This window comes from Skermanella sp. TT6 (assembly GCF_016653635.2).
GTDB lineage: Bacteria > Pseudomonadota > Alphaproteobacteria > Azospirillales > Azospirillaceae > Skermanella > Skermanella cutis.
In genome coordinates, this window is record NZ_CP067420.1 from 5,614,927 (window position 1) to 5,630,896 (window position 15,970).

The 15,970-nt window shown below is 68.9% G+C and carries 18 protein-coding genes and 1 tRNA gene; 5 read left to right on the forward strand and 14 right to left on the reverse strand.

Annotated elements, in window-relative coordinates; all coding sequences use genetic code 11:
- Positions 1 to 53: 53 nt before the first annotated feature.
- Together IGS68_RS26110 and IGS68_RS26115 are read left to right on the forward strand one after the other, a co-directional pair.
- Complete coding sequence (locus tag IGS68_RS26110; RefSeq protein ID WP_201075623.1) at positions 54 to 1,052, forward strand: ABC transporter permease; 999 nt, start codon at positions 54 to 56, stop codon at positions 1,050 to 1,052.
- Positions 1,049 to 2,221, forward strand: coding sequence for an ABC transporter permease (locus tag IGS68_RS26115; protein ID WP_247881088.1), 1,173 nt, complete (start codon positions 1,049 to 1,051; stop codon positions 2,219 to 2,221). The genes IGS68_RS26110 and IGS68_RS26115 overlap by 4 nt, the downstream gene beginning before the upstream one ends.
- 4 nt (positions 2,222 to 2,225) lie before the next feature.
- On the opposite strand, the gene IGS68_RS26120 is transcribed toward IGS68_RS26115, so the two are convergent.
- Entirely contained in the window at positions 2,226 to 2,930 is a 705-nt protein-coding gene (locus IGS68_RS26120; protein WP_247881089.1) for an MBL fold metallo-hydrolase, read from the reverse strand.
- 281 nt (positions 2,931 to 3,211) lie between these two features.
- On the opposite strand from IGS68_RS26120, the gene IGS68_RS26125 reads away from it, so the two are divergent.
- Positions 3,212 to 3,463, forward strand: coding sequence for a DUF3072 domain-containing protein (locus tag IGS68_RS26125; RefSeq protein WP_201075628.1), 252 nt, complete (start codon positions 3,212 to 3,214; stop codon positions 3,461 to 3,463).
- Between the two features lie 174 nt (positions 3,464 to 3,637).
- On the opposite strand, the gene IGS68_RS26130 is transcribed toward IGS68_RS26125, so the two are convergent.
- The 12 genes from IGS68_RS26130 to IGS68_RS26185 form a co-directional block, all read right to left on the reverse strand.
- Positions 3,638 to 4,417, reverse strand: coding sequence for a phosphatase PAP2 family protein (locus IGS68_RS26130; RefSeq protein ID WP_201075630.1), 780 nt, complete (start codon positions 4,415 to 4,417; stop codon positions 3,638 to 3,640).
- A 115-nt stretch (positions 4,418 to 4,532) separates the two neighbouring features.
- Positions 4,533 to 6,194, reverse strand: coding sequence for an ArnT family glycosyltransferase (locus tag IGS68_RS26135; protein WP_247881090.1), 1,662 nt, complete (start codon positions 6,192 to 6,194; stop codon positions 4,533 to 4,535).
- 38 nt (positions 6,195 to 6,232) lie between these two features.
- Positions 6,233 to 6,544, reverse strand: coding sequence for a lipid-A-disaccharide synthase N-terminal domain-containing protein (locus IGS68_RS26140; protein WP_201075633.1), 312 nt, complete (start codon positions 6,542 to 6,544; stop codon positions 6,233 to 6,235).
- Between the two features lie 45 nt (positions 6,545 to 6,589).
- Positions 6,590 to 7,387: a glycosyltransferase family 2 protein gene (locus IGS68_RS26145; RefSeq protein WP_201075635.1), complete on the reverse strand. Its 798-nt coding sequence runs from the start codon at positions 7,385 to 7,387 to the stop codon at positions 6,590 to 6,592.
- A 178-nt stretch (positions 7,388 to 7,565) separates the two neighbouring features.
- Positions 7,566 to 8,255, reverse strand: coding sequence for a response regulator transcription factor (locus tag IGS68_RS26150; protein ID WP_201075637.1), 690 nt, complete (start codon positions 8,253 to 8,255; stop codon positions 7,566 to 7,568).
- Positions 8,256 to 8,330: 75 nt separating this feature from the next.
- Positions 8,331 to 8,615: a DUF427 domain-containing protein gene (locus tag IGS68_RS26155; RefSeq protein ID WP_201075639.1), complete on the reverse strand. Its 285-nt coding sequence runs from the start codon at positions 8,613 to 8,615 to the stop codon at positions 8,331 to 8,333.
- A 122-nt stretch (positions 8,616 to 8,737) separates the two neighbouring features.
- A tRNA-Leu gene (locus tag IGS68_RS26160) sits at positions 8,738 to 8,824 on the reverse strand.
- A gap of 48 nt (positions 8,825 to 8,872) precedes the next feature.
- Positions 8,873 to 9,682: a methyltransferase domain-containing protein gene (locus IGS68_RS26165; RefSeq protein WP_201075641.1), complete on the reverse strand. Its 810-nt coding sequence runs from the start codon at positions 9,680 to 9,682 to the stop codon at positions 8,873 to 8,875.
- Positions 9,683 to 9,701: 19 nt separating this feature from the next.
- A complete protein-coding gene (locus IGS68_RS26170; protein ID WP_247881091.1) occupies positions 9,702 to 10,787 on the reverse strand; it encodes a glycosyltransferase family 4 protein in 1,086 nt (361 codons plus the stop codon).
- The gene (locus tag IGS68_RS26175; RefSeq protein ID WP_201075643.1) at positions 10,784 to 11,200 is read right to left on the reverse strand and encodes a 6-pyruvoyl trahydropterin synthase family protein; all 417 of its coding nucleotides are present in this window, start codon (positions 11,198 to 11,200) and stop codon (positions 10,784 to 10,786) included. Before IGS68_RS26175 ends, IGS68_RS26170 begins: the two co-directional genes overlap by 4 nt.
- Before the next feature lie 25 nt (positions 11,201 to 11,225).
- Complete coding sequence (locus IGS68_RS26180) at positions 11,226 to 12,248, reverse strand: dehydrogenase (protein WP_201075644.1); 1,023 nt, start codon at positions 12,246 to 12,248, stop codon at positions 11,226 to 11,228.
- A complete protein-coding gene (locus IGS68_RS26185; RefSeq protein WP_201075646.1) occupies positions 12,241 to 13,092 on the reverse strand; it encodes a RibD family protein in 852 nt (283 codons plus the stop codon). Before IGS68_RS26185 ends, IGS68_RS26180 begins: the two co-directional genes overlap by 8 nt.
- 175 nt (positions 13,093 to 13,267) lie before the next feature.
- Here IGS68_RS26185 and IGS68_RS26190 point away from each other — a divergent pair, with 175 nt between their 5' ends.
- On the forward strand, positions 13,268 to 14,059 hold the full coding sequence (locus IGS68_RS26190) for a CDP-alcohol phosphatidyltransferase family protein (RefSeq protein ID WP_201075649.1): 792 nt from the start codon (positions 13,268 to 13,270) through the stop codon (positions 14,057 to 14,059).
- Positions 14,060 to 14,098: 39 nt separating this feature from the next.
- On the forward strand, positions 14,099 to 15,259 hold the full coding sequence (ribA, locus tag IGS68_RS26195; RefSeq protein WP_201075651.1) for a GTP cyclohydrolase II: 1,161 nt from the start codon (positions 14,099 to 14,101) through the stop codon (positions 15,257 to 15,259).
- Between the two features lie 84 nt (positions 15,260 to 15,343).
- Here the strand turns inward: ribA and IGS68_RS26200 are convergent, their stop codons facing one another.
- Positions 15,344 to 15,943 carry a bactofilin family protein gene (locus tag IGS68_RS26200; protein WP_247881092.1) on the reverse strand — a complete coding sequence of 200 codons (600 nt, stop codon included), beginning with the start codon at positions 15,941 to 15,943 and terminating at the stop codon, positions 15,344 to 15,346.
- Positions 15,944 to 15,970: the final 27 nt, after the last annotated feature.

Genomic DNA, 15,970 nt, shown 5'->3' on the forward strand with positions numbered 1-15,970 from the left:
ATTCATCTGACGACGGACAATCAACGGGGCGACGGAAGGGACGATCTATCACCATGCTGGGTTTCTTCGTGCGGCGGGTCATGGTGATGATCCCCACCCTCCTCGCGATCAGCGCGATCACCTTCGTCATCATCCAGCTTCCGCCCGGCGACTATCTGACCACCCTGATGACCGAGCTGGAAAGCCGGGGCGAGGCGATCGACGAGAGCCGCCTGCAGTTCCTGCGGGAGACCTACGGCTTGGACAAGCCCATGATCGAGCAGTATTTCGTCTGGCTGGGCGGCATGCTGACCGGCGACTACGGCTTCTCGTTCGAGTACAACCGGCCGGTCGCCGACGTGATCGGCGACCGCATGCTGCTGACCATCGTGGTGTCCTTCGCGACCATCCTGTTCATCTGGGTCGTGTCGTTCCCGATCGGGATCTATTCGGCGACCCACCAGTACAGCCTGGGCGACTACGGCCTGACCTTCCTCGGATTCCTCGGCTTGGCGACGCCGAACTTCCTGCTCGCCCTGGTGCTGCTCTACTTCGCCAACGTGACCTTCGGCACCTCCATCGGCGGCCTGATGGACGCGGCCTACCTGGATGCGCCGTGGAGCTGGGGCAAGGTGCTGTCCATCCTCGAACATCTCTGGATCCCTGTGATCGTGATCGGGACCAGCGGCACCGCCGGCATGATCCGGCGCCTGCGCGCCAACCTGCTGGACGAGTTGCACAAGCAGTATGTCGTGACCGCCCGGGCCAAGGGCCTGCCGCCCGGCCGGGTGCTGTGGAAATACCCGCTGCGGATGGCGATCAACCCCTTCATCGCCGACATCGGCAACCTGCTGCCCCAGGTCGTCTCGGGCGCCGCCGTCGTCTCCATCGTGCTGTCGCTGCCGACCACGGGGCCGATGCTGCTCGACGCGCTGCGCAGCCAGGACATGTACCTGGCGGGGTCGTTCCTGATGTTCCTGGCGCTGCTGACCGTGGTCGGCGTCTTCCTGTCCGACCTGGCGCTCGCGGCGCTCGATCCCCGCATCCGGCTCGAAGGCGGGGCGACGCGATGACCGCCGATCCCATGGGCACGAACCGGCTGGAACATTACGTCTCGACCGCTCCGTTCGACCCCTACTCCGTCGAGCAGATGTCGCCGGAGCAGGAACGCTATTTCATGGCGTCCCAGTGGCGCATGATGTGGTGGAAGCTGAAGCGCCATCGGCTGGCGGTGCTGTCGGCCGCGATCCTCGGGCTGATGTATTTCACCACGCTGATCTCCGAGTTCCTGTCGCCCTACGCCCTGGACAGCCGGCACATCCACCATATCTACGCGCCGCCCCAGTCGGTCCACCTGTTCCACGAGGGATCGTTCGTCGGGCCGTTCGTCTACGGCTACGACTACGAGCTCAACATGGACACGCTCCAGCGCGTCTATACGGTGGACCCCACCGACGTGCAGCCGATCCGCTTCTTCTGCCGGGGCGACGCCTACGACTTCTGGGGCCTTTTCCCGGCGGACCTGCACCTGATGTGCCCGGCCGAGGGCGGCACGCTGTTCCTGCTCGGCACCGACCGGCTGGGCCGCGACATGCTGAGCCGCATCCTCTACGGCACCCGGATCTCCCTGACCGTGGGGCTGCTCGGCATCACCATCAGCTTCGTCCTGGGCATCGTGATCGGCGGGATCGCCGGCTATTATGGCGGCTGGATCGACAACGTGATCCAGCGCTTCATCGAGGTGCTGCGCTCCTTCCCCGAGCTGCCGCTGTGGATGGCGCTGTCGGCGGCCCTGCCGGTCACCTGGAGCCCGATCCTGATCTATTTCGGGATCACCCTGATCCTGGGGCTGCTGGACTGGACCGGCCTCGCCCGCGCGGTTCGGTCCAAGCTGCTGGCGCTGCGGGAGGAGGATTTCTGCACCGCCGCGCAGTTGATGGGCGCCAGCCCCCGGCGGATCATCGGGCGGCACCTGCTGCCCAGCTTCATGAGCCACCTGATCGCCTCGGCCACCCTGTCGATCCCCGGCATGATCCTGGGCGAGACGGCGCTGTCCTTCCTCGGCCTCGGGCTCCGGCCGCCGATCACCAGCTGGGGCGTGCTGCTGAACGAAGCCCAGAACATCAACGTCGTGGCCCTCTATCCCTGGCTGATGCTGCCGGTGGTCCCGGTCATCGTCGTGGTGCTGGCCTTCAACTTCCTGGGCGACGGGCTGCGCGACGCCGCCGATCCCTACCGTTGATCACTTAAAGGTTGAGGATCATTCCTTCGTAGGCAACCAGCGTTCCAGGCCGCATGGCCTCCGCCTCCGCGGCGATGCCGTCCATGACGGAGTCGTCGTGGTTCGGCTCATGGTGGAAGATCACCGCCCGCCCCACCCCGGCGGCATCGGCGACCCGGCACCCTTCCTGCCAGGTCGAATGGCCCCAGCCGACATGGCGCGGATAGACCGCGTCGGTGTACATGCCGTCATAGACCATGACGTCGGCCCCGCGCGCCAGGTCGAGCACCGCCGGGTCGGGTCCCTCCGCCCGGTGCTCCGTGTCGGTCACGATCGCCAGCACCCTGCCCTCGTACTCCACCCGGTAGCCGCAGCACTGGTTCGGATGGTTGAGCGGCCCGGTCCTCAAGGTGATGCCCGGCCCCGGCGTCAGCGTCGCCCCGCATTGGAAATCGTTGAAGGTGCAGGAATGATCGAAGGCGGACAGCGGCACCGGGAACAGCGGAGCGATCATCATGTCGCACAGCACGGACCGGATCGTCTGCGGCGGCGGCAGGTGCCCCGCCCACAGGCGCAGCCGGTTGCGCGGGTCGAAGGCCGGCGCGAAGAACGGCAGCCCCGCCACATGGTCGTAGTGGGTGTGGGTGAAGAACAGGTCGAGATCCAGCGGAGCCTCGGCCGCCAGCTGGCTGCCGAACGGGCGGATGCCCGTTCCGGCGTCGAAAATCATGAGGTGATCCCCGCACCGCACCTCGATGCAGGTGGTGTTGCCGCCATATCGCGCCGTCTCGGGGCCAGGCGACGGGATGCTGCCTCGGACACCCCAGAATCGGACGACGAAATCTGATGACGGCGGCATCAAGGGCGCCGCCGGCTGTTATGTTTTTCGCACATGGGCCTTAATGTGGCGAGCGGTTGGGAAGGAGTCGAGAAAAATTCCAGATAGCAACGAAACATGAACAGCACTAGCCTGTTGATAATGGGAATCTGTCACTAGAGGAGCTTGGGATCATGGCGAACACAGGGGCGAACACCGGGAACGACAGCCCGAAGTCGGCCGACGCCGGAACCCCGTCCAATACGGAAAAGGACCCGTCGGACTGGACCACGGGCGATGAGCCGATGACCGGAGCGCAGGCATCCTACCTGAAGACCCTGAGCGAAGAGGCGAACGAGGAATTCGACGCTTCCCTCAGCAAGGCCGATGCCTCACGCCGGATCGACGAACTGCAGAACAAGACCGGGCGCGGAAAGCAGAGCTGAAGGTCCGGAGAGAAACGGGTTTCGGGAAAACGGATAGGGGGCATTATTCATGTTAACCTTAATCCGGCGTTAACCAATACAGCCTATAAAGGAGACATCGCATCTGTGGTGCGGTTCCTCCATGTAAAGCAGACTTCGGCTCCGTCGGCATCGGTCGACGGAGCCATTTTTCCGTCACGCCTGCCGAATACGGCCCGGAGGCTGGATCGCCCCGGTCTCCCGCAGGCGCCGCAGGGTCCGCCCGGCCGACAGGGGAAGCACCATCCCCGGCCAGAGAAGACGGTACGTTCCCCCGCTCTCCCTGTAGAAGACCCATCCCTGCGACGTGAACCAGCCGCGCAGCCAATAGGTCGTGGCGATCGCCAGGGCGCCGCCCCCGATCACGTCGGTCACGAAATGAGCGTTCACCGCGATGCGGCTGAGGCCGATCAGGCAGGCGGCGGCCAGCAAGGCGCCGCGCCAGCTCGGGACCATGAACGAGACCGCCAGGGCGAAGGCCACCGCCGTGTTGGCGTGACCGGACGGGAAGGAGTGGAAGTTCGCGTTCAGGATCATCGGATCGAACCCGAGGAAACCCGCCTGCTCCAGCAGTTTCGGCCGTGCCCGGCCGACGGCGACCTTGACGATGTTGACGGCGATCCCGGACAGGGCGACCGACGCGAAGACGAACATCAGCGCCGATCCGGTCCAGCGGACCATCGCCGCGACGCGCCGGTCGGTCAGGATGAACCATCCCGCGGCGATCGATCCCAGCCCGAGCACGCCTGTCGGCACCAGCGTCCATTTGCTGTCCCCCGCTTCCGTGATCGCGCGGAAAATATCCAGCAGACCCGGATCGGCGACCCGCGCCAGCTCGGACACGGTGCGGTCGAGATGGCTCAGCAGCATATGGCCGAACAGGAACAGCAGGAACCAGAAGGAATACCGGACCGGCCGCGGCTGGTCTTCGGTCAACGGATTTCGCATCGTGGCCCCGCCGTCGCCGACGATCTGACAAAAGGGCGGAAGCCGAAGCTCCGCCCCGTGGCAGGACACTAGTAAAGGTAAGTTATTACCAGGGAGTTACGGCTCAGCGACGATACAAGGTCATCATCGGTTTCGTGCCGCGCGAATAGTTTAGACCGCTAACTGTTTCTATGGCAATCGGTTGGAAGCCCTTCGCCTCCGCTTCGGCCAGGAAGGCGTCGTCCTGCGGCAGGTCGACCAGGGCCAGCGCACAAGCGTCGTCCGCCAGGCGGTGGGCCGCCGTCCGGCCGTCGCCCGAAAGCACCGTCCCGGTTCCCACCAGGAAAACGAGGCTGGGTTCGGTGAAGCCGACGGATACCAGGGTCGAGCCGGGACAGGGCCGCGCCGCGGCGACCGCGGCGGCGACCCTGGGGCTGATCCAGATCTTTTCGATACGGGGAAGGACGACCTGGAAGGCGAGCAGATACATCCCGACCGACCCGGCGCTCAGCACCGCAACCGACCGACGCAGCCCGCCCCGGTGGAACAGCAGGGCGCCGTAGCCGAGCACCGCCAGCACGGCCGCCGCGAGCAGCAGCGAAACCCGATCGACGGTCCATTCGAAGAAGCCGTACAGGATCACCGTCCCGGCGGCGAGCACCGCCGAGATCAGGAGGAACAGCAGGATCGACAGCACCCGGAGCCAGCGCCGGCCGCCACCGAACCCGTCCAGCGCCGCGCGCGCGGTCAGCAGCGCCAGCGCCGGATAGGCCGGAAGCACGTAGTGGAACAGCTTGGTCGGCACCGCCTCGAAGACGGCCCAGGTCGGTATCGCCCAGGCGAGGCAGAACAGCACCGCCGGGTCCCGCCGGTTGGCCCAGACCCAGGGGATCGCCGGGATGGCCAGAAGGGACCAGGGCCAGAAGGTGACGGGAAACAGAAGGGTATGGTAGCCGGGAGGGAATCCCTTGGATTCCCGCCCTCCGGCGACCTTGGCCAGCATGTCGTGGCCGACCGACTCGGCGAAGAAGGCACCCTGGGTCTTGATGGTGATCAGGACCAGCCAGGGTGCCACGATCAGGAGCAGCACCGGCAGCCCCAGCCGGGGCCGCAGCGGGGCCAGCCAGCCGACCCGCCGCTCGACGAGCGCCAGCCCCAGGGCGGTGCCGCCGACCACCAGCAGGATGATCGGCCCCTTCAGCAGGATGCCGACACCGAGGGAACACCAGAACAGCAGGACGAGGCCGGTGGACGGCGCCTCCCGCCCGTTCCGCCGCAGCCACGCCTCCGCCAGCGCCGCCTGCGCGCCCAGCACGGCCGCCAGCAGCGCCGCGTCCGTCTTGGCGGTCCGCGCCTCGACCGCCAGCAGGACCGTGCCCGCCAGCATCGCCGCCGCCAGGAACCCGGCGCCCTGGCCGGCACGCTCGCCGGCCGGCGCCCCGGAGAGGGGGCCGAACAGGGTCGTGCCGATCCGGAAGGTCAGGAGGACGGCCAGGACGGCGCCCGCCAGCGAGGGCAGGCGGTAGGCCCAGATGGCGGCCTGCTCCGGTCCGCCCGCCAGCGCCACGGTGGCGGACTGCATCCAATGGATGCCGACCGGCTTCTTGTGCCTGGCCTCGTCCTGAAAGCGGATATCGACGAAATCGCCGCTTTCCAGCATCTGCCGGGTCGCCTGGGCGAAGCGGGCCTCGTCCCGGTCGGTCGGCGGCAGCGTGAAGAAGCCCGGCAGGAACAGGGCCAGGCAGAGCGCCGCCAGCGCCGCCGTCAGCCCGATCCGCTTGAGCATCGCCGGGAGCGGGCGCCCGGAGGAGGAATCCGCGACGCTCACGATGCCGACGCGTGCCCGATGTCGTCGGCGATCGCGTCGTCGCCGGCCGTTTTCCGCTTGTCGCGCCAGATCATCCAGATGTTGCGGGAATAGATCACAAGCCCTAGCCCCTGCCCCAGGATGAACACCGGGTCCTGGCGATGGATGGCGTAGGCCAGCAGCGTGATCCCGCCGGCCATGCTGAAGTACCAGAAGGTCTCCGGCACGAAGCTGCGCTTGAGTCGCTCGCTCTGGATCCACTGTATCACGAAGCGCATCGAGAATAGCGCCTGCCCCACGAACCCGATCGCCGTCCAGACGGAGAGCATTCAATCACCCGATAGAGCTGTATCGATGCCGCGCCATCGATCCGATCAGCGGGCCTGCCCGGCACAGTCCTCGAGGACCGAGTCCGGCAGGCGGGTACGGCGTTTCAACCACAGGACTCCCAGCAGATCGACGATGCCGATAGCCGCACGTCCCAGGTTGCCGTACTTCGACACGCCGCGCCGGCGGGGCCGATGGTTGACCTCGACGAAGTCGGCCCGATGCCCGTGGATCTGGAACAGCGCGGGAAGGAACCGGTGCATCGCCCCGAAATAGGGAAGATCCAGGAAGGCGTCGCGGCGGAAAACCTTGATGCCGCAACCGGTGTCGGCGCAGCCGTCGTTCAGGACGGCCCGGCGCAAGCCGTTGGCGATCTTCGTGGCCGCCCGCTTGGACCAGATGTCGCGGCGCTTGCGGCGCAGCCCCCCGACCAGCGCCGGCGCGCCGGGCATCATCGCCAGGTCCAGCAGGTTGGGAATGTCGGCGGGATCGTTCTGCCCGTCGCCGTCGAGCGTGGCGATCCAGGTCCCCCGGGCGGCCCGGACGCCGGTCCGCACCGCGGCGCTCTGGCCGGACCGGGTGGAATGCCGGACGATGCGCACGGCGCCCCGCTCCGGAGCGAGCCGGTCGGCGGTACCGTCGTCGCTGCAGTCGTCGACGAAGACGACTTCGTAGTCCACGGCCACGGAGAGCGCCGCCCTGATCTCGGCAAGCAGCGGCAGGACGTTCTCGGCCTCGTTATAGACCGGAACGACCACCGAAAGCCGCGGCTCCGGCACCGGGGCGACGCCGGCGGGCGGGCTGCCGGCGGGCTGGACGGCATGGGAAGCGACGGTGGTGACCATGGGACCCCGAAGGCATGGCGGCGGATGGCCGCATCATAGACATGCCGGGGAAGGAGGGAAGTAATTTTCGCCGGTCCAAGTACATCTAACAAAAATTTAATAATGGTTACTTGGAAGCGGCAAAGCGTCGCGTTCCTGTATACTCAGCCCGCGCGGTCCCTGCCCTTTCCCCCGAAACTCAGGGAACCAGCCGGTAGCCTCCCGGTTCGGTCACCAGGATCTCAGCGTGGGACGGGTCGCGCTCGATCTTCTGGCGCAGGCGGTAGACATGGGTTTCCAACGTGTGGGTGGTGACCCCGGCATTGTACCCCCAGACCTCGCCCAGCAGGGTGTCGCGGCCGACCACCTTCTCGCCGGCGCGGTAGAGGAACTTGAGGATCGCCGTCTCCTTCTCGGTCAGCCGGATCTTGCGCTTGCCGGCCTCGGTCATCAGGAGCTTGACGCTGGGACGGAAGGTGTAGGGACCGATCGAGAAGACCGCGTCCTCGCTCTGTTCGTACTGGCGCAGCTGGGCGCGCAGCCGCGCGAGCAGCACGCTGAGCCGGAACGGCTTGGTCACGTAGTCGTTGGCGCCGCTGTCGAGGCCCAGGATGGCGTCGCTGTCGGTGCCGGCCGCCGTCAGCATGATGATGGGGCTGCGCACCCCTTCCCGCCGCATCAGCCGGCACAGTTCGCGCCCGTCCATGTCGGGCAGGCCGACATCGAGCAGGACGGCGTCGAACACGCCGTGGCGTACCAGATCGAGGGCGGTCGAGGCGTCGTCCGCCTCGGCCGTCTCGAACTCCTCCAGGAGATGAAGCTGTTCGGCCAGCGACTGGCGCAGCGCCACGTCGTCGTCGACCAGCAGGATCTTCTTGCCCGGCGTCATCGTATCCCCTGTTAGGGCCCGTTCGTCACCGGGACATCCGGCACCGGCCCCCGCGGGGACTCGGATGCGGGATCCTCAGCGCTGGACCTCGACTCCCCGCCAGAAGGCGACATGATCCCTGATGGCGGCCGCCGCTTCCTTGGGTTCCGGATAATACCACGCGGCATCGCGGTTTTCGACGCCGTCAACCACGAGCGTATGGTAATGGGCGGTACCCTTCCAGGGGCATACGGTCGTGGTGGGGGATGGTTTGAAATAGTCGCGCCGGAGGCCGGCCGGCGGAAAATAGACGTTGCCCTCGACCAGCTCGAAGCTGTCCGACTCCGCGATCACTGCGCCGTTCCAGATTGCCTTGGCCATGTCGGTCCTCCCGTGATGACGCGGTACCGCCTGTCGGGTACCGGGAGGGACATAGACCGATCGGAGCGGCGGGGGAGACCCGCCATCCGTTACCGCGCCGCTTTCGAACCATCGTCGGAGGATGGTGCCCAGGAGAAGACTCGAACTTCCACGACATTTCTGCCACAGGTACCTGAAACCTGCGCGTCTACCAATTCCGCCACCTGGGCAGCGCGGACCGGCTAGATACTGTGGCCGCCCCCGGCTGTCAAAGGCTTTCAGCGCGGTTCTGCAAAAATATCGACATGGCCGACAAGGGTTTCCAGCGTTCCCGCCCGGGCCGCGGTCCGGCGGCGTTCGGCCCAGCCCTCGATCGCGGACGGTTCGCCCTCCGGCGCGATCTCGAGCGCAGCACCCCGATAGCCCTCGATCAGGGCAAGGTGCATGGCGGCATCGGCCGGCCCGATGATCCAGTCGCTGGCGGCGGTCTCGACCGCGAAGCCGCGGGCCCGCAGGGCGTCGGCGAGACGGTGCGGCGCTTCGGGTCCCAGGGCGGGGCCGAAGCCCTTGTCGGTCGCCTGGTGACGCTCGATCCAGCCGCGCATCGCCGCGTCCCCGGGATCCTCGGGCGACCAGCGCAGCCGCCCGTCTACGCTCAGGGTGACCAGCAACGGCCTTGGAGCCGCGGCGAGGGCGGCGACGAAGCGGTCCATCCAGTCGGCCGAGACCAGGTCGAACAGGGCCGTCGCGACGACGGCGTCGAACAGCCGGAAATCCAGGTCCTCCAGGTCCCGCGACAGATCGACCCGGCGGGTCTCGAAGGCGGGCGGGGGATGCGCGCAGGCGGCCATTTCCGCCGCGGCCGCGTCGAGCAGGGCGGGATCATGGTCGGCCAGCACCCAGCGCTGGCCCGGACGCCGGAGGCGGGGCGACAGGTGGCGCAGGTTGGCGCCGGTGCCGGCGGCGAGGTCGAGCAGGCGCGGCTCGTCGGGCAGGACCGCGGCGAGGCGCCGGGTCAGCGAGGCGTCGCGGGCGGCATCGTCGAACGGCGCCCGCAGCCGCAGCCAGTCGCGGTCGAAGCCGCCCATGTGGAAATCCCCCGGATGCTCAGTCGCCCGTGGCGCCCAGGCGCAGCCGGGGCTCAAGGACCGCCAGCTCGGCGGCGAAACGGTCGGCCGCGTCGTCCCAGGTCGGCAGGCGCCGGGCCGCCGACCGCGCGGCCCGGGTCAGGCGCGCGCGCAGCCCGGCGTCGGTCAGGACGCTCCGCAGCGCGTCCCGCAGCGCCTCGGCGTCGCCGGGCGGGACCAGGATCGCCGCATCGTCCGGCACGGTGGTCGGGATGGCGCCGGCCCGGGTGCTGACGATCGGCAGCCCGTGCGCCAGGGCCTCCGCCAGCGCCATTCCGTATCCCTCATGGTAGGAGGGCAGCACGAACAGGTCGGCGCCATGGTACTGGCTGGGCATCGCCGCGGGGCCGATCTCGTCCATCAGGGCGATCCTGCCGGTCAGCCCGTGGCGCGAGATCGCGTCCTGCACCGCCGCGGCGGCCCCGGGATCGCGCGTGGTGCTGCCGATGCAGGTGAGTTTCCAAGGCAGGTCGGCCAGGCCGGCCAGGGCTTCGACCAGCAAGAGGTGACCCTTGCGCGGCGTGACGGTGGCGACGCACAGCAGGTTGGGCTCGTCCGTCGCGGAGCCGGCGGCCGGCGCCCCGGGCCGGTCGGTCCCGGGCTCCACGACGCCCAGCCGGTCCGGCGTCACGTGGAAATCCGAGAGCAGCGCTTCGGCGGTATGGGGGCTGGTCACGACCACCCGGTGGACGCGGGCGAGGCAGCCCTGCTCGAGCTGCCGCAGGGTGCGCGCCGGGGCCTCCTCCAGCCCGGTTTCCAGCGACAGGGGATGATGGACCAGCGCCATCAGGCGCAGCCGGTGGTTCTCGATCATCAGGCTGCCGGCGACGCCGGGCAGCGCCAGCCCGTCGATCACCGCCAGCGCGCCGTCCGGCAGGCGGGACAGCACGCGGTCCGCCTCGTAGATCGCTTCCTGGTCGACGATGGGGTAGGGGCCCGGCAGCTCGTGGACATGGACGGCGATCCCGCGCTCCCGCAGGCCCGCGACGATGCGGGCGTCGTAGATGTAGCCGCCGGTCTTCTGGTCGAGGCGGCCGGGCAGAACCAGATGGACGTCCAGGCTCATCGAGCCGAATCCCCCTGGAGCGGACCCTCGAAGGTGGCCCAGGCGAGGTGGGATTCGTGCAGCGTGACCTTGAGGCCGTCGAGGCCCCGCCCGCCTTCGCCCAGCGCGCCGTCCAGGATGCGGGCGCTCAGGCGGCGGTGGATCTCGCCGCACAGGAACTCGGTCGTCGTGTTGACGCCGGACAGCTCCTCGACCTCGTCCAGGTTCCGGTAGTTGAGCGGCTTCAGGACCTCGGCGAGCAGGGCGGCGGCCATCCCGATATCGACCACGAGGCCGTCGGCGTCGAGGCTCCGGCGGCGCATCTCCAGGTCGCATACGAAAGTGGCGCCATGGAGTTTCTGGGCCGGGCCGAACACCTCGCCCTTGAAGCTGTGGGCGATCATGATGTGATCCCGCACGGTCAGGCTGTACATGGGCGGAGTCCTCCGTTCCGGTTCGTCATCGTTCCCCGCCATAGCGGACCAGATGACAAATCTGAGTAGCGGGCTGATCGCCCGGAGTCAGGGCGAGTTTGGGAAAAATATCTGCTAGGTCAGCAAACAAACATGATCCGGTCAAGAGGATATCCGGCCTTGGATCTTTCAGCAGATCGAGCGCCAGGGCCATGCGGTCGCGGTAACCCCACCGCGCCCGCATGGCCGGGGCCACGGCCCCGACCTGGCTCGACAGCAGCCGGAGACGGCGCGGATGGAAGGCGGCGCCGAGGGGAGCCGCGACAGGCCGGGTGCCGTACCAACTGGCCTCCACCACCGTCGCCTCGAAACCGGCGATGTCCAATGCCGTGCCGAGGCCGTCCGGATTGCCGCTGGCATGGATCACTATGTCGCAGTCCCGCGCCGCCGCCCCCGGCAGGGCGAACCCGACGCCCAGGGTTTCGGCCGTGGCGGCGCGGGCCGGGTTGACGTCGATCAGTTCCACCCTGGCGGCGGGGATCCGGGCCGCCAGCCAGGCGGTCAGGCAGCCGACGACGCCGGCCCCGATCACCGCGATCCGGCTGCCGACCGGCGGCAGGGCGTCCCACAGGATGTTGACCGCGGTCTCCATGTTGGCGGCCAGCGCGGCGCGGTCGGAGGATACCCCGTCCGGTACCGGCACGACGGCGTCGGCCGGCACGACGAACCGGTCCTGGTGCGGATGCAGGCAGAACACCCGCCGTCCCGCCAGGGCGGCCGGTCCCCGTTCGACCACGCCGACCATGCAGTAGCCGTACTTGACCGGGCCGGGGAAGTCGCCCTCCTGGAAGGGGCAGCGCATGCTGTCGAACAGCTCGAACGGTACCCTGCCCTGGAACACCAGGCTCTCGGTGCCGCGGCTGACGGCGCTGACCTCGGCGCGGACCAGCACCTCGCCGGGGCCGGGGGCGGGAAGGGGCGCCTCGCGCAGTTCCCCCCGCCCGGGCGCCACGGTCCAGAACGCGGTGGCGGTAGCGGGCGGCGGGTCGTTCGGGAAGGCGTCAGCCACGGAGATCGCAATCGAACAGGATGTCCGCTCCCAGGACGAAATGGCGCGACCTGGGCCGCAGCCCGCCGTCGATCGTCTCGATTTCCGGCAGGGTGAAGCTGGGCCGGCCGGAGCCGAGGATCAGCGGCGCGACCGTGACCTGCAGCCGGTCGAGGCAACCGGCCTGGAGGAAGCGGGACACGGTCACGCCGCCCCCCTCGATGAAGACGAATCCCAGGCCCCGGTCGGCCAGCAGCGCCAGGATGCCGGCGGGATCCAGCCCGGCGCCGCACCGGGGCAGCCCGACCACCTCGGCGGTGCCGACGCGCTCTCCGGGCCGCGCCAGGTCGTGGGCGCACAGCAGCAGGGTCGGGGCGGCGCCGTCGTGGAAGACACCCTGGCTGCCGTCGAGCCGGCGGTTGGTATCGACCACGACCCGCACCGGGTTGCGTCCCTCGCACAGCCGGACGGTCAGCTTGGGATCGTCGTGCCGGACGGTGCCGGCCCCGACGAGGACGGCGTCGGACAGGGCCCGCATGCGGTGATTGTGCAGGATGTCCTCCGGGCCGGTCACCCACTGCGAGGCGCCGCACAGCGTCGCGATCCTGCCGTCCAGGCTCTGGCCCAGATGGGCCACGGCGTAGCGTCCCCGCGGAGCGGCGGCGCACAGGGGAAGATAGAGGTCGCACAGCAGGAGGCTTTCGCCGTCCCCGGACCCGATGCCGGCCCGGATGTCGCCTGCGGTCGGCGGCTTGGCCGAACCGGATCCCGGCCGGCCATGCCTGAGGTCGAGGATCGTCCGCCAGAGCCGAGCCGGATCGGAGTCGGGCGGGGAGCCCGCAAGGGAAGGTTCGGTACTATCCATGTTCAAGCCCTACCAATTGCCCTCTCCGCCCCGCTTTACCAGTCCCCCATAGAAGGTAATTCCCGCAGGCGTCCATCGACAGGACCCAAGCCCTTTACCATCGCATTTTATGCACCAATTATCGTCAATGGCTTACGGATCGATCGACAGCGCACGCAGGGAACCCGGGCAGGGAATGCCGGCGACGGCCCGGCTCTTCCTCAGCGTCGCCCTGCACATGGCGGCGGGCGCCGCCGTGACGGCGGGAGCGGCGGTGGCGCTGGGCGATCTGGCCGGCCTGCCCGGCCTCTATCCCCTGACCGCCATGGGCTGCTACGCGGTCGTCGCGGTGATGATGCTGCTCCACCTGCGCGGTCATGCGCCCCATGCCCGTTTCGGCGCCGCCAACCGGGTGACCCTGCTGCGCGGGGTGATCGCCAGCCTGATCGGCGGGACGATCCCGGTGATCCCGCATCTTTCGCCCGAAGCGCTGTGGGCCGTCTCGCTGGCGGCGCTGCTGGCGCTGGTACTGGACGGGGTGGACGGGTGGGTCGCCCGGCGGACGCGGATGGCCACCGCGTACGGCAAGCAGCTGGACATCAATTTCGATACTGTCCTGATGGGCATCCTCGCGGTGCTGGCGTGGCAGGACGGCAAGGCGGGCGCGTGGGTGCTGGCGATCGGGCTGGCGCGCTACGGCTTCGTCGCCGCCGGCTGGGTCTGGCCCATGCTGAACGCCGAGCTGCCGTTCAGCCAGCGGCGCCGGGTCATCTGCGTCGTGCAGATCGCGGTTCTCCTCGCCTGCATCCTGCCGGTGATCCAGCCGCCGCTCAGCAGCCTTGCGGCCGCAGCGGCACTTGGCCTTTTGCTTTTCTCCTTCGCGGTCGATACGCTTTGGCTGGTGAAGGCCGGCGCGGACGATGGCACGCGGATCGATGGTTATCGCGACAGAGACCCCGCCGCCGGCCCTGCCCGGACCGAGTCCTGACAGCCCGCTCCACTTTTCACGGACATCAAGAAAAGAACGATGACCTCCCCCAGTCTCGCCAAACTGACGGACGACCTGTCCCAACCCCTCGATCAGACTGCCCTTCGGTCGGTCGATCGTGCGATCGGCGAGCTGCGGCGCGGCGATCCCGTCCTCGTGGAGGATCTGGAGGGAAGGCTGGCCCTGGCGCTGTCGGTGGAGGCGGTGACCGCGGAGGCGCTGGAGGAGCTCAGGAAGTCGGCCGGAGCAGCCCCGGTGCTCGCCGTCACCCGGCCCCGGGCGGTGGCGATCGGGCTGCCGGGGCAGCAGGCGCCGGTGGTCACGCTGGCCCTGACCGGCGGCCTGGACGCCGACGCGATCCACGCGCTGGTCGATCCGACCCGGCGGACCTCCGAGGGTCCCGGCCCGACCCTGAGCGTGGCGCCGGCCGAGCTGGGAACCCGCGAGGGAGCGGCCGTGGCGCTGGCCAAGCTGGCGCGCCTGCTGCCGGCGGCAGTCGTGGCGCCGGTCCGGCCGCCCCGCGGGGCGACGGCCGGGACCTGGGCCGCCAAGCACGACCTGATGCTGGTGCGCGCCCGGGACATCCTGGACTATCAGACCCATGCGGCGCGGACGCTGACCCTGGTCGGCGATGCCGCGGTGCCGCTGGTCGACGCCGAGAACACGCGCGTGCTGGCCTTCCGTCCGCCCGACGGCGGGGTCGAGCATCTGGCGATCGTGATCGGCGATCCCTCCGCCCAGGACGGCCCGGCGCTGGTCAGGCTGCATTCGGAATGCTTCACCGGCGACCTGCTGGGATCGCTGCGCTGCGACTGCGGCGACCAGCTGCGCGGCGCCATCGCGGAGATCGCCCGCCAGGGCAGCGGCATCGTGCTCTATCTGGCGCAGGAGGGCAGGGGCATCGGGCTCGTCAACAAGCTGCGGGCCTACCAGCTCCAGGACGAGGGGTTCGACACGGTCGAGGCCAACGAGATGCTGGGGTTCGACGCCGACGAGCGCGTGTATCTGCCGGCGGCGGAGATGCTGCGGCAACTGGGTTTCTCCCAGGTGCGGCTCCTGACCAACAACCCGGACAAGCTGCGCCAGCTGGCGCGCTGCGGGATCGAGGTGATCGACCGGGTGCCCCATGTCTTCCCCAGCAACGGCCACAACGAGGCCTACCTGAAGACGAAGGCCGAACGCAGCGGCCACATGTTCTGAGCGCCGAGGAGACGGAAAAACCGGACGGAAAAACCCGCCGGCGTCGCCACCGGCGGGTTCTCCAGTCCGGTCAAGCCCGGAAGCTTACTCGGCGCCGCCCGAATGCGCGGCCGTGTAGGGGGAAGCCTGCACCGCCTCGGAAGCCGCCGGCGGCTCGGCGGGGGTCGCCGGCATCCGCGCGATGGAGGCCGAATTGGCCGTCAGCACCTGGATCTCGCCGATCAGCTGGCCGCCGGCCTCGACTTCCAGCTCGCCGTAGCGGATCGAGCCGTTGATCTTGCCGGTGGACCGCAGACGCAGGCGGCCGCGCACGCTGATGTCGCCCTCGAACCGGCCGGCGATGTCGGCCTCGTCGATCTCGACGCTGCCCTTGAACAGGCCGGACTCGGCGATCTCGATGTTGCGGCCGTCCCGCAGCTTGGCTTCCACGGTACCTTCGACCACCAGCACGTCACAGGCGGTGATCTCGCCGGAGAGCGAGATGTCGCGGCCGACGATCAGCTTCCGCATCTCGGTGGCGCTGGTGGACAGGGACGAGCTGGAAACGGGGGAGGACCCGGTCGAAGGCGCCGCCATTCCCTCGCCCATCGGGCGGCGCGCCGGGGCACCCGGAATCTCGACCACGCGGCGCGGAATCTCGGGCTTGAAGGAGGTGCTGGAGGACGGCGGTTTGGTCGGCGACATATCAGGTCCCTTATCGGCAAACGGGGA